This is a genomic window from Tenacibaculum singaporense, from assembly GCF_003867015.1.
Classification (GTDB): Bacteria; Bacteroidota; Bacteroidia; order Flavobacteriales; family Flavobacteriaceae; genus Polaribacter; species Polaribacter singaporensis.
The window spans coordinates 1,594,647-1,607,987 of sequence record NZ_CP032548.1; the positions used below are offsets into that span (position 1 = coordinate 1,594,647).

The following is a 13,341-nucleotide window of genomic DNA, read 5'->3' on the forward strand; positions in this document are numbered from 1 at the left end:
GATGCAATGGTGTCTCCAATACTATAAATTAATGCCCCCCTAAATATATTCTGTTTGGTGAATTGTAGTTTGATATTGTCTATTTTTAATTAAACGAAATCTGATTTTAATAACGAGTAAATTTCGCTGTCTAAAAACTTCCCATTATAAAAGTAGTTCTCTCTAAAATAGGCTTCTTTTTGAAAACCTAATTTTAAAAGAATACTTCTTGAGTTTTGGTTTTTAGGGTTTATGTTGGCTTCTAAACTATGAAGGTTGAATGTGTGAAAAGCAAAGTGAATTAAGGTATTCATAGCTTCTTTCATATAACCTTTTCCCCAATAATCAGGGTTTAATACATAGCCTATTTCACCTCTAAAGTTTTGTTTGTCTAATCTCCATATTCCAAAATCACCAATAAGAGTATTGTTTTCTTTGAGCGTAATAGCCCAAGTAATTCCGTTTTTATCTTTAAAAGCTTGTTGAATAAGTGCTATTCTTTTTTCAATGTCTTTGGGAGATTGCGGAACATCAGAGTCTAAGTATTTAGAAACTTCAGGGTGAGTTCTAACGTTAAACAGTTCAGAGGCATCAGCCTTTGTGTATTCTCTAAATAAAAGTCTTTCACTTTCTAATTTAGGAAACGTATCAAAAATACTTTCGTTTATTGCGTATGTCATTCTATTTTTCATACAATCCCATCAACACTTTTTCGGGTGTAAAAGGAGCGTGGAATTTTAATTTATAATTAGGGTTAAAGGTTTTTACCGCTTGCTGAATGGCAAAATAAGCCCCAATTCCATACATTAATGGAGGTTCACCAACCGCTTTCGATTTTTTAATAGCCATTTGATTCCCTTCAGTTTTTAACGGAATGGTTTCAACTGTTTTGGGAGCTGAAAAAATATCAGGCACCTTGTAGGTAGACAAGGCATTCGATAATAATCGTCCTTCATTATTATAAGAGATTTCTTCCATAGTCATCCAACCAATTCCTTGTGCCAAAGCACCTTCAACTTGCCCTAAATCAATGCCCATATTCATACTTTTACCAAAGTCGTGTACAATTTTTACACTGTCAATTTCATAATTACCACGGATACAATCTACAGTAACTGTTGTTATTGCAGTACCGTATACATGGTAGGCAAACGGATGTCCTTTTTCTTTGGTTTTATCAAAATGAATAACTGGTGTAGCATAATGTGCATTTTCAGATAGTGCCACACGACGTAGCATCACTTCAGCAATTAAAGCTTCCCATGTTAGATCTGATTTTTTATCGCTTACAAAAACAGCATCTTCTTGAAAAGAGATGTTTTCTTTTTTGGTAGAGAGCATGTCAGCGACAACTTCTGTTAGTCGTTCAACTAACGAATTACAAGCCATTTCAGTTGCTTTTCCGTTAAGGTCGGCAGTTGAACTTGCTGCAGAAGGTGAAGTATTGGCAACGCGTGTAGTGTTCGTGGTTTCCAGTTTTACTTTATGAGGCGAAATTCCTAAAACACTTTGTGCTACTTGTAATATTTTGGTGTTTACACTTTGTCCCATTTCTACTGCACCTGTAGAAACACCAACACTTCCATCTTGATAAATATGTACCAAAGCACGTGCATGGTTCATCGGGGTATTGGTAAACGAAATACCAAAAGCAATAGGCATTAATGAAATACCTTTTTTGTAGCGGTCGTTCTTATTATTGAAGTCAGCTACTTCTTGTTCTAGCTGTTCAAGTTGATATTGCTCTTTTGCACTAAACCACGAACTTTGTGCTTGTACTTCGGTTGCAATTTGCCCGTAAGAAAACTCATCGTTTTCAGCTAATAGATTTACTTCTTGTATTTTTCTTTTGTTGATTCCGATTTTATCAGCGGCATCTGCAATAGCACTTTCAATAACAAACATACCTTGCGGACCACCAAAACCACGGAAAGCGGTATTAGGAGGTAGGTTGGTTTTACAGCTATACACGGTAGTATGTACATTTGGAACAAAATAGCTATTGGTAGCATGAAACAAAGTTCTTTCAGCAATAGCAGGAGATAAATCAGCGGCGGCACCAGAGTTTTGTAAAAACTCAGCTTCAAAGGCTTTAATTTTTAGGTCTTTGGTGAGTCCTATTTTATAAAATGAGGAATAGGGGTGACGTTTTCCTGTCATACGTAAATCGTCATGGCGATTCAGCATGTATTTAACTGGGCGGTTTAAGTGTTGCACTGCCACAGCAGCCATCACTGCCCAAGGAGTTGCTTGATCTTCTTTACCACCAAAACCACCTCCTAAACGGATGACATCTACTTCAATTTTATGCATCGGGATACCCAACACTTTCGCCGCTGTTTTTTGTACAGCAGTAGGGCCTTGAGTAGACGAGGTAATTTTTATATTTCCATTTTCTTGCGGAACCGCATAACAACCTTGTGTTTCGAGGTACAAATGCTCTTGTCCGTTCGAAAAAGTTTCGCCTTCAAATACATATTCACATTCGGTAAAAGCATTTTGGGTGTCTCCTAAGTTAAATGAACGAGGAGCATTGATAAAACTTCCTTTTTCTTTGGCTTCTTTAGCGGTTGTGATTACAGGAAGTTCTTCAATATTTATGGTAATTAAGGCTCTAGCTTTTTTAGCGATGGCTTCACTTTTAGCAACAATAAAAGCAATGGGTTGTCCCCAAAAATGGACTTCATCTTCTGCCCATAAGGGTTCATCAGGAATGATGCCTCCAATCTGATTTTCTCCTAAGACATCTTTATAGGTGAATATTTTTACAACACCTTCTAGTGCTTCTGCTTTAGAATAATCTACCGATTTGATTTTTCCATGCGCTTTTGGCGAGTCGAAAACCAAGCCGAATAAGGTATCCTGTCTTAGCATTAAATCGTCAACAAATAACGATTCTCCTCTAACATGTGTAAAACTGTCAATGTTTTTCATCGTCTTCATTAGGCAATTAGTTTTTTAAGTTCTACTTGATTTGGGAATAGTTCTAAAAAGTGAGCAAAAAATAACTGTCTTGCTAACAAACGCTTATAGTCAGCAGTTCCACGAACATCGCTAATAGGCGAAATTTCTGATTGTAAAATAGTTTCGGCTTCTTTTATAGTTTCAGAATTGATTGTTTTTCCGATTAAAAAAGCGTTGGTATTGGATAAATACTTTGGAATAGCGGCCACACCTCCTAAAGAAAAATGAGCATCTGTAATTGTATTGTTTTTTAGTGTAATTCTTCCTGCCGAATTTACACTAGCAATGTCTAAATGTGTTCGTTTGCTGACTTTCTCAAAATTGAAAAAGTCTTCTGCTTGTGGAACTTTGAACTGTATTGATTGTAAGATTTCACCTTCGTGTAAATCGTACTTTTTATAGTCTTGATGAAATTCTTGAAATGGAATTTGTCGCGTATTTCCATCTTCTTTTTGAATGGTTAACGTTGAGTTCAATGCTAAAAAGAAAATAGACATATCGCCAATAGGTGAGGCGTTTACAAAGTTACCACCGATGGTTCCCATGTTTCTGATTTGCTCAGAAGAAACAAGTTTCAAAAATTGTTTGAGTTTAGGAAAGAGGGTTTGTAATTGTTTGCTTTCTGCTATTTCGGTCACTGTTGTATTAGCACCTAGTGTACAAAATCCTTCGGTAAAAGAAATTTCTTTTAAAGCGTTTTTATCGGTTAATAAATGTACATCTTCTTCCGCCATTTTATCAGCATGCTGTACATAAATATCGGTTCCGTTAGCTACTTTTATTCCCGTTTTTTCAAAGGTTTTTGGTTGTATTTGTGCTAATTTTTCAGGGATAGTTTCAAAATAATTAGGAATAAACCCTTCTTTGATTAGCCAGTCAATTTGATGGTTTTTATCTTTCTGTTGCAGTTTTTGTTCTATTTCAAAACCGGCTTTTTCAATCGATTTATACCCTGTACAACGACAAATGTTTCCGCTAATAGCATCGTTACAAGAAGTTGTTTGTTTACTGTCAAGAGCATAACCAGTCATAGAAACGACAAACCCTGGTGTACAAAAACCACATTGCGTCGCATAATTATCGGCCATTGCTTTTTGAACGGTATTCAGTTCTTTTGGTAGATTGATGCCTTCTATCGTAACGATGTGTTTTCCGTTAGCATTCCCTAATGGAAAAATACACGAAGTTATACTTTGATAGCTAAGGCTACCGTTTTTTTGTTCGCCGATTAGAACGGTACAAGCACCACAATCACCTTCACGACATCCTATTTTTGTACCTTTTAACTGTTGATGTTCTCGAATAAAATCGAGTAGGGTAATACCAGCGTTTGCTGTAGTTTTTATTACCTGATTATTTAATATAAATTGTATCATAAGCAGAATGCAAGATACGAAAATGTAACGTTAGGTGAAAAGTGAGGAGCTTTGATTTTTAATTGTCACTAATTTTATAATCAAAACTGATAGCAATAAAAAAGCCTCCAAATTTTTGGAGGCTTTTGTATATACTTTAAGAAAAATATTAAGCAAATAAGCTGTCTATTTTTTCTTTTTCTTCTTGTGCTAAAGCTGGATCTACTAAAATACGACCACTGTGCTCGTCAATTGTAATTTTCTTACGGTTAGCAATCTCTAATTGTACCTGTGGTGGAATAGTGAAGAAAGAACCTCCAGCAGCTCCACGCTCAATAGCAACAACAGCTAAACCGTTTCTTACTTTAGTTCTAATTCTTTTATATGCCGTTAATAAGTGCTTGTCAATAGATTGAGAAAATTCTTCAGACTTTTCTTTTAATAATTGCTCTTCTTTCTCAGTCTCTTTTAAGATAGCATCTAATTCACCTTTTTTGTGAGCTAAATGTGCTTCTTGCTTAGCTAATTTTTCTTTGGTGTTATCAATAACCTCTTTCTTTTGAGCAATTTTAGCTTTGTATTCTTTAATTCTCTTTTCAGATAATTGAATTTCTAGCTCTTGGTACTCAATTTCTTTAGATAAAGAGTCGAATTCACGGTTATTACGAACATTTTTTTGTTGTTCTTCGTATTTAGTAATTAAGTTTTTAGATTCTTCAATCGCTAACTTTTTGTTACTAATGTCAGTTTCTAAATTTTTAACATCCTCAGCTAAATTAGAAAGTCTCTTGTTTAATCCGGCAACTTCATCTTCTAAATCTTCAACTTCTAAAGGTAATTCACCGCGAACGTTTCTAATCTCGTCAATTCTAGAATCGATTAACTGTAAATCGTATAACGCTCTTAATTTTTCTTCTACCGTTACTTCTTTTTTTGCCATCTGTTAAATATAGTGTATTGGATTTGTACTCTTTTCGCTTAAAATAATTGCAAAAGTACTAAATTTTTTGCTAAGATAATCAACTAAAAGTTTTTTTGTAAACTGCTCGCTTTCATAATGTCCTACATCTGCAAGTAAGATTCTTTTTTCAGCTTTAAAAAATTCATGGTATTTAAAATCAGCACTTATATAGGCATCTGCACCTGCTCGTATGGCATTTTTAATAGCAAAACTTCCTGAACCTCCTAGTACTGCAACTTTTTTAATAGGTTTGTCAAGTAATTCTGAATGTCTTACACAACCAGTTTTAAAGGTTTCTTTTACAAATAATAAAAAGTCTTTTTCATCCATCTCCGAAGATAGTTCTCCAATCATTCCCATACCTACGTTTTGGTTTTGGTTATCCAAAGTAATAACTTCGTAGGCAACCTCTTCATAAGGATGGTTTTTAAAGAGAGCAGAAAGTATTTTTCCTTCCAAATAAGAATCGAATGTTACTGTAATGCAGGTTTCTTCTTCAAACATCAATTTACCCTTTTCTCCAACAGTCGGATTTGAGTTTTCGTTTCCTCTGTAGCTTCCTTTTCCTTCTACATTAAAAGAACAGTTATCATAATTACCAATATTACCTGCACCAGCTTCAAATAATTTTTCACGAAGATTATTAGCTTCTGTAAAAGGAACATAAGTAGTTAGTTTTTTTATGATTCCTTTTTTAGGAATCAAAGTTTTCATGTTTTCTAACCCTAAAATTTCTCCCATTTTAGCTGAAACACCATTGTTTACATTATCTAAAGCGGTATGTGTAGCATAAATAGCAATGTTGTTTTGAATAGCTTTTAATACAACACGTTCTACATAATTGTTACCGTTAATCTTTTTCAATCCGCTAAACACAATAGGGTGAAAGCTTACAATAAGATTACAATTTTTAGTAATAGCTTCCTCAACAGTTTCTTCAAGCGTGTCTAAGGTAACTAAAACTCCAGTTACTTCAGTATTGTGTTTTCCTATTAATAAGCCTACATTGTCAAAATCTTCGGCATACGAAAGTGGAGCTAATTGTTCAATGTAGTTGGTAACGTCTTTTATTTGCATTTGGGTGAGTTTAATAATAGTTCAAAGTTAGTAAAACTAGTTGTGACTATAAAGGTTACTTCACTTTGTTCGTAATGAAGAAATAATTTTTACTTTTGGTGTAATGAAGCTACTTCGATTTTTATTATTTCCGTTTGCTGTTTTGTATGATGTCGTTACGAGGTTTCGTAATTGGTTTTTTTATGTAGGTATTTTAAAATCTACTTCTTTTGATATTCCTGTAATTGCTGTTGGTAATTTAAGTGTTGGTGGAACAGGAAAATCTCCTCAAATAGAATATTTAATACGTTTACTAAAAGATAATTATAGAATTGCAGTTTTAAGTCGAGGATATAAACGTAAAACAGAAGGGTTTCAGTTAGTAAATAACACACATACTGCAGAAGATGTAGGTGATGAACCTTTACAATTTTATAAGAAGTTTAAAAAAGATGTAACTATAGCTGTGGATGCCGATAGAACAAATGGAATTCAGCAATTATTGCAACATGAGAATCCACCAGAAGTTGTGTTGTTAGATGATGCTTATCAACATAGAAAAGTAACAGCGAGTAGTTATATTTTACTAACCAAGTATAACGATTTATTTGTAGATGATTTTGTATTGCCTACAGGGAATTTAAGAGAAAGTAGGAGAGGAGCTAAACGAGCAACGATGATTGTGGTAACGAAATGTCCTGAGAATTTATCTAAAGCAGCGCAAGAAAAGATAGTACGAAAACTCAATCCGAAACCATATCAAAAAGTATTCTTTACAACGATTGTGTATGATGAGAATTTAAAAGGAACAAATGAGTTAACAATTGATGATTTGAAGGATAAAGAAGTTTTGTTAGTAACGGGAATTGCGAATCCGACACCTTTATTGAATTTTTTGAAAGAAAAGAAAGTAGATTTTAAACACCTAAATTTTCCTGATCACCATAATTTTACGAATCAAGATATTGAGAATATTAATAAATCTTATGAAGCATTACCTTCTCAACAAAAAATCATACTTACTACCGAAAAAGATTATATGCGTTTAGAAGGAAAGGTTGATAATCTTAATTATATCTCTATTAAGAGTCATTTTATAAGTGAAGAGAAAGTTTTTAATTCTTTGGTGTTGGATGAAATAAAGAAAGTGAATTAAATCACTCGTTCGTCAGCTTTATAAGCACCACGACGGTGTAATATCCATTGCGCTTCGTCCAAAGGATTCACTCCTTTAAAAGGTCTTGATTTTCCTTCTCCTTCAGGGCATACATCATAACCATGAAAAACCATTCGTAAACGTATACGTCCACTACAAATAGTATTTAATTTTATGCTTAGGTCTAGAGAAGTGGCTACGGGAATTGTTCCTGTAAGATGCATCATTTCATTTTGAAAAGTAGGAGAGTTGATAGTAGCTCTTCTAGTAGTAAGTTCAGAAATAATCTTACTCAAAAACTCTTCATTAGTTTTTATTTCAAAACGAACTAATGGCTCTAACAAATGTGTTCCACCAGCTTGTAAACCTTTCATGATACCCATTGGAGTAGCTAAGTTAAAGTCACCAGGTCTTGAATGAACATTATGATCTTCTCCTTTGATTAATGTGATTTTTACATCGGTTACTTCCCATCCCAATAATCCTTGTTCTAAAGCTTTAGGAATTGTTCTAGCTATTTCGTTTTGATATTTGTTATGAATATCGTTTTTAGAAACAATAGATTGATAACTAACACCAGAATTTAAAGGAGCGGGCTCAATTAAAAAAGTCATGATTGCCCAACAAGGCTTAGGCATCCAATAACGAACATAACCTTCTGCAGCTTTGTTTATGGTTTCTTTGTAAACAATTTGAGGTTCTGTAAAAGTAGCAGGGATTGAAAATCGTTCTAATAAAACATGAGTAAGTACTTCAATTTGCATATCTCCCATTAGTAATAACAACAGTTCTTTTTCGGGTTTATGCCATTTGAATTGTAGCGTTGGATCTTCTCTGTCTATGATTTGCAAAGCCTGCGCTAAAGCATTATAATCTTTATCGTTATCAGGTATTACTTGTACACTCAAAACAGGCGTGTTTAATTCTGGTAGTTTAGGGATTCCTTCAGGGTTACCAAGAATATCTCCTGTTTTTGTATCAACAACACCTGTAATAATTCCTATATCACCTGCTTTAATAGTAGTGTCTATGTGTTTGGTATGATGAAAAACCTTTGATTGGTTTATTTTAGTTTCTACAGCTTGTGTGTGATTATAAATAACCGACTTAGAGGATAACTCACCCGAAAAAACTTTTACATGTGCCATAACACCATGAGTTTTATGATGTTCTAACTTGTATACATAAGCAGAAGTTTCTTGTGTGGCAGTATTCTTATCTGGTTTAATGAAACTTGTTAATCCATCTAATAGTTCCTTTACACCAATGTTGTTTTTAGCAATTCCTGTAAATACAGGTGAAATTGAAGCTTTTGAGGTGTTTTTTATAATAGATTTTATATAGGATTCATCAGTAATGGAGTGACCATTTAAGTATTGTTCTAGCAAACTTTCATCGGTTTCAATTAACTCTTCTAAAATGGCTTCTTTTTGCTCTTTGGTAAGGGAATTATTGTGAAAAACAGGACTAATATAGGCAGTGTCTAATCCTTCATGATGACTGGTATAGATAGATACAGTTTTAATTTGAAGCTCGTATTTTATTTGTTCCAAAACACTTTCAGTATCTGCTCCTTGTCGGTCAATTTTATTAATGAAAATTATGGTTGGAATTTTTAGTTTTTGCAAGGCATCGGCAATAGTTAAGGTGTGAGCTTGTACACCTTCAACAGCCGAAACAACTAAAACAACAGCATCTACCACACATAGTGTCCTTGCAACTTCACTAGAAAAATCTACGTGTCCTGGAGTATCTATCAGATTAACTTTAGTATTGTTCCAAATAAAAGAAGTGGTTGCAGCTTTTATGGAAATTCCACGTTCTTTTTCTAGTGCTAAACTGTCAGTAACAGTAGAACCTTTATCTACACTTCCTATATTTCTTATAGTTCCTGTATGGTATAATAAATGTTCGGTTAAGGTAGTTTTACCAGCATCAACATGTGCTAAAATTCCTATGTTAAGAATGTTAGAATATTCCATTAATCAATCCTTTGGTTTTTAGTTTTAATATAATTTATCAGAAAGAAATATGTGGTTTCTAAAGATATAATTACAATTAGCTTTATAAAGGTAATAAGAGTAGCGCTAACATAATTTCGATCCATTTCTACAGCGTTTATTTTTGAATGTATAAAACGTTTAAGAAATAAATTTAAATGTCTTATTCTTCTGAAGATAGTTTTATTAAATCGATTATTGTTTTTTCGTTTCGCTTACTTTCTCCGTTATTCAAAACTAAGAGATTTTTATCAGATAAATTAAATATAGATTTCACAAAAAATTGATTGTCTTTTAGTCCAATATAAATTCTATTACCTGTATTAGGTGAGATAATAAGATTTCTAGTTGCTCCAAGAGTTTCTAAACTTTCTTTTGTTTTAATTATGAAATGATTGTTAGATTTCTCTAACAATTCCCAATCAAGGTTCGAAGCAATAAGATTTTCAATTCTATTTATAAGCTTTTCTTTATTAAATGGAAAATCATGGATTTTTACAGTTAAATTAAGGAAGAAGAAATAAAAAGAGATTAATGTAAATAAAAGAGAAGTAAGGCTTATTCTTTCTAAAGTATTAAAGTCATCGAAAGAATACTTTGTAAAACCATTTGTAAAACATACTATCGTAAGGACTAAAAAAAATAGAGGGAGTCTATAGTATCTAAGTTTATCTGAAAAGGATAGTTTTATTTTATTATGTTCGATTATTTCTTTCAAAATTTTTAGTTAAAATAATTTACACATATTCTTCACCAAAATTATCTTTTGCTTCAGTTCGTAGTTGTTTAATGTCTTGTTCGTCTTTACGTGGACAAATAACTAATACATCATCTTTTTCTACAATAATAAAATCTTGTAACCCTTGGACCACTACTTTTTTACCATTTTTAATACTAACCATATTTCCGTTGGCGTCTTTAAAAATAGTTGTAGCTCCAACTGTTGCATTTTGGTGAGTATCTTTACCAAGTTTGTTATATAAAGAACCCCAGGTACCCAAATCATCCCAATCAAAATCTACAGGGAGTACGTGTACTTTTTCAGAGCGTTCCATAATTCCGAAGTCGATAGAAATGTTTTCGCATTTTTCATAGTTAGTTTTAATAAAATCATCTTCAAAATTGGTGTTGTACACGTTGTCTTCAGTATCTAAAATGTTGACCATTTCAGGAAGATGTTTTTTAAAGGAATCTAAAATGCTAGAAACAGACCAAACAAAAATACCAGCATTCCATAAATAGTCGCCACTCGCTAAAAACTGAGTAGCTTTTTCTAGATTAGGTTTTTCGGTAAACGTTTGTACCTTTTTTATTTCAGAAGCATTTTCTTCAAATTGAATATAACCATACCCTGTATTAGGATGATTTGGTTGTATTCCTAGAGTCATTAATATATCTTCTTTAGCACAAGCGTTAAAAGAAGTCTCAATATTCTTAATAAATTTGGTTTCGTTTTCTATCCAATGATCAGAAGGGGCTACTAACATCACAGCATTTTCATTCTGTTGACGAATTTTTAATGCAGCATACAAAATACAAGGAGCAGTATTACGCATTGTAGGTTCAAGTAGTACTTGTTTACTGCTAATTGTAGGAAGTTGTTCTAACACTAATCCTTCATAACGCTTATTTGTAGCAATTAAAATATTTTCTGACGGAACTAATTGATTGATTCTGTTAAAAGTTCTTTGCAGTAAAGATTCACCAGTTCCTAATAAATCGTGAAACTGTTTTGGATACTTTTCGGTGCTTACTGGCCAAAGACGTGAGCCTACACCGCCTGCCATAATTACTGCGTAATAATTAGTATTCATACTTTATAGTTAGTTTTTTAGGTAAGTCCTGTATTTTGACTTACTAGCTTTTTTGCTAATTCAAAGTCCCAGCCTATTTTTTGTCTTTTGTGTTCTCCATTATGCCAAGAATCAAAAAAAACTTTATTACCAAATGATTCGATAAGTGATACTAAACTTTCTGTCCCTCCAAAAGGTAAACTAAAAGGATCAAAATATAAAGTACCTTTATTTCCTTTTACAGATAAATCAATTAATTCATATTCCCCTTCTATTATTGTGTGAATAACAGATTCAAAATCCCAATCATTGGTTCTGTTAAACATAGGGTGATTAATTCTTATTTCTGGACTAGTTAAATCCCAAAGCTTATAATATACTTCATCCTCTTCTTTATTCGAACTAGAACTTAAATTTTTATAATAATTATAGGTTTTATCATCTAAAAATTGTTTCCATTCAATAATATCAATATTAGGTACAGTTTCAGAATCCCAGTATATTTCTTTTTCAACTTTCAATTTGTTAAAAATTTTTATTAAAAAGCTATAACGTTCAAGAGTTTCTATACTAAAATTAATATAAAAGTATTTCTTATTCATTTTGTTAAGATAGTTTAATATCTATTTTGAAGCTATTAGCTCCACTTCAGCGTTTTGGTTGAATAAATATACACGCTTGTTTTCTAAATTTAAACATTCATAGCGTGTTCTTCGTTTATCCCCTCTTTTGTATAGTTTTTCTTTGAATTGAAAAACACTTCCGTTAGGAATTTCAAAGATAAAATTCTTTCCGTCTTCTGATTTTCCACCTCGTAGTGCCAGTGATAAATTTACATCAGCATCCGTACTTGCTTTTGGATTTTTTAAATAGTTGGCTAAATAAGGCAGAATATTTTTGGGATAAATCTCGGGCTGTAAAAAAGGTAACATTAAATGTTGAAAAACGGTTTTCCATTCTTTACCATGAGGTTGTACTCTTCCAAATTTTTGATAGGTAACATGATGCGCAATTTCATGAATTAACGTCAACAAAAACTGATAAGGATTTAAATTGTTATTCACTGTAATTTGCATGTGACCGTTGGGTAGTCGACGAAAATCACCATGCTTGGTTTGGCGCTCGCTTACTATTTTTAAGTTGATTTTATGCTCAATAATTAAATATTCAACTAACGGAATAGCTTCTTCAGGGATGTATTTAATCAGTGTTTTTTTCAAAAGTTAGTTCGAGTGGTTTTTATTTTGAAATAAAATGGAAAAATAAAAATTGTATCGAGAACTAGCTAATACTTCTCGATACAATTTTCTTTTCAACTATGTTGAACGAAAATCACTCGAAGTGACAGTCGTTATTTTTTTATGGAGTAGAACTAGAAACTTGTAATACTTTTCCGTTGTAGTATTTGTTACCTGTTAAAGCAAAATCAAAAATATAGTTAGCCATTTCTTTAGCTGATAAAGGAGCTTCATATCCAGGGAAAGCCTCTTCTAACATCTCTGTTTGTACAGCACCTAATGCCAAAACGTTAAATGCTATTTGTTGTTCTTTATATTCTTCAGCTAATAATTCTGATAAAGTTATTACAGCACCTTTGGCAGAACTATAGGCGGCTAATCCAGGGAACTTCATGCTTCCTTGTATTCCACCCATGCTACTCACTGTTACTACATGACTCCCTTGTTGCATAAAAGGCAGTAGGTTTTTAGTCAATTCAGCAACTGCAAAAACATTCACTTTATAAACTTCTTCAAAATCTTGCGTAGTTAATTGTTCAAAAGGTTTATTAATCAATTTTCCTGCATTATTGATAAGGATATCTACCTTTTTCCATTCAGTTGAAACAAAATCAACCGCTTTTTTTATATCCTTTTCGCTAGATAAATCGACAGAGATGGTTGTGATGTTTGAGTGGTTTACTTGTTCTAAAGGTTTTGTGTTTCTTGATAGAGCTAAGACTTGATGTCCTTGATTAGCAAACTGCTGCGCTAATTCAAAACCAATACCTCTACTAGTTCCAGTAATAACAATGTTCTTCATGTAATTGTCAAAATTTAAAAAGGCAAGCTACATAAAA

At 32.7% G+C, this 13,341-nt stretch carries 12 protein-coding genes; 1 reads left to right on the forward strand and 11 read right to left on the reverse strand.

Features of this window, described 5'->3' with window-relative positions:
• Positions 1 to 89 precede the first annotated feature (89 nt).
• The 5 genes from D6T69_RS07105 to D6T69_RS07125 form a co-directional block, all read right to left on the reverse strand.
• Positions 90 to 659, reverse strand: a complete 570-nt coding sequence (locus D6T69_RS07105) for a GNAT family N-acetyltransferase (RefSeq protein WP_125067085.1) — start codon at positions 657 to 659, stop codon at positions 90 to 92.
• A gap of 1 nt (position 660) precedes the next feature.
• Entirely contained in the window at positions 661 to 2,922 is a 2,262-nt protein-coding gene (locus D6T69_RS07110; RefSeq protein ID WP_206197839.1) for a xanthine dehydrogenase molybdopterin binding subunit, read from the reverse strand.
• Entirely contained in the window at positions 2,922 to 4,319 is a 1,398-nt protein-coding gene (locus D6T69_RS07115; protein WP_125067086.1) for an FAD binding domain-containing protein, read from the reverse strand. Before D6T69_RS07115 ends, D6T69_RS07110 begins: the two co-directional genes overlap by 1 nt.
• A gap of 148 nt (positions 4,320 to 4,467) precedes the next feature.
• Positions 4,468 to 5,238 carry a zinc ribbon domain-containing protein gene (locus D6T69_RS07120; protein ID WP_047789597.1) on the reverse strand — a complete coding sequence of 257 codons (771 nt, stop codon included), beginning with the start codon at positions 5,236 to 5,238 and terminating at the stop codon, positions 4,468 to 4,470.
• A gap of 3 nt (positions 5,239 to 5,241) precedes the next feature.
• On the reverse strand, positions 5,242 to 6,336 hold the full coding sequence (locus D6T69_RS07125; RefSeq protein ID WP_125067087.1) for a Nif3-like dinuclear metal center hexameric protein: 1,095 nt from the start codon (positions 6,334 to 6,336) through the stop codon (positions 5,242 to 5,244).
• 103 nt (positions 6,337 to 6,439) lie between these two features.
• Between D6T69_RS07125 and lpxK the strand changes: the two genes are divergently transcribed.
• The gene (lpxK, locus tag D6T69_RS07130; RefSeq protein WP_125067088.1) at positions 6,440 to 7,471 is read left to right on the forward strand and encodes a tetraacyldisaccharide 4'-kinase; all 1,032 of its coding nucleotides are present in this window, start codon (positions 6,440 to 6,442) and stop codon (positions 7,469 to 7,471) included.
• Here the strand turns inward: lpxK and D6T69_RS07135 are convergent.
• From D6T69_RS07135 to D6T69_RS07160, 6 genes are all read right to left on the reverse strand, one after another.
• A complete protein-coding gene (locus tag D6T69_RS07135; protein ID WP_125067089.1) occupies positions 7,468 to 9,453 on the reverse strand; it encodes a GTP-binding protein in 1,986 nt (661 codons plus the stop codon). The genes lpxK and D6T69_RS07135 overlap by 4 nt on opposite strands.
• A gap of 181 nt (positions 9,454 to 9,634) precedes the next feature.
• Positions 9,635 to 10,189, reverse strand: coding sequence for a hypothetical protein (locus tag D6T69_RS07140; RefSeq protein WP_125067090.1), 555 nt, complete (start codon positions 10,187 to 10,189; stop codon positions 9,635 to 9,637).
• A 19-nt stretch (positions 10,190 to 10,208) separates the two neighbouring features.
• A complete protein-coding gene (locus tag D6T69_RS07145) occupies positions 10,209 to 11,285 on the reverse strand; it encodes a mannose-1-phosphate guanylyltransferase (RefSeq protein WP_125067091.1) in 1,077 nt (358 codons plus the stop codon).
• A gap of 17 nt (positions 11,286 to 11,302) precedes the next feature.
• Complete coding sequence (locus D6T69_RS07150) at positions 11,303 to 11,866, reverse strand: hypothetical protein (RefSeq protein ID WP_125067092.1); 564 nt, start codon at positions 11,864 to 11,866, stop codon at positions 11,303 to 11,305.
• Between the two features lie 21 nt (positions 11,867 to 11,887).
• A complete protein-coding gene (locus D6T69_RS07155) occupies positions 11,888 to 12,484 on the reverse strand; it encodes a SprT-like domain-containing protein (RefSeq protein WP_125067093.1) in 597 nt (198 codons plus the stop codon).
• Between the two features lie 139 nt (positions 12,485 to 12,623).
• Entirely contained in the window at positions 12,624 to 13,304 is a 681-nt protein-coding gene (locus D6T69_RS07160; RefSeq protein WP_125067094.1) for an SDR family NAD(P)-dependent oxidoreductase, read from the reverse strand.
• Positions 13,305 to 13,341 lie beyond the last annotated feature (37 nt).

Excerpts from the sequence above, each read along its gene's own strand:
- D6T69_RS07105 (WP_125067085.1), bottom strand. The coding sequence starts at position 659 with ATGACATACGCAATAAACGAAAGTATTTTTGATACGTTTCCTAAATTA.
- D6T69_RS07110 (WP_206197839.1), bottom strand. The coding sequence starts at position 2,922 with ATGAAGACGATGAAAAACATTGACAGTTTTACACATGTTAGAGGAGAA.
- D6T69_RS07115 (WP_125067086.1), bottom strand. The coding sequence starts at position 4,319 with ATGATACAATTTATATTAAATAATCAGGTAATAAAAACTACAGCAAAC.
- D6T69_RS07120 (WP_047789597.1), bottom strand. The coding sequence starts at position 5,238 with ATGGCAAAAAAAGAAGTAACGGTAGAAGAAAAATTAAGAGCGTTATAC.
- D6T69_RS07125 (WP_125067087.1), bottom strand. The coding sequence starts at position 6,336 with ATGCAAATAAAAGACGTTACCAACTACATTGAACAATTAGCTCCACTT.
- lpxK (WP_125067088.1), top strand. The coding sequence starts at position 6,440 with ATGAAGCTACTTCGATTTTTATTATTTCCGTTTGCTGTTTTGTATGAT.
- D6T69_RS07135 (WP_125067089.1), bottom strand. The coding sequence starts at position 9,453 with ATGGAATATTCTAACATTCTTAACATAGGAATTTTAGCACATGTTGAT.
- D6T69_RS07145 (WP_125067091.1), bottom strand. The coding sequence starts at position 11,285 with ATGAATACTAATTATTACGCAGTAATTATGGCAGGCGGTGTAGGCTCA.
- D6T69_RS07150 (WP_125067092.1), bottom strand. The coding sequence starts at position 11,866 with ATGAATAAGAAATACTTTTATATTAATTTTAGTATAGAAACTCTTGAA.
- D6T69_RS07160 (WP_125067094.1), bottom strand. The coding sequence starts at position 13,304 with ATGAAGAACATTGTTATTACTGGAACTAGTAGAGGTATTGGTTTTGAA.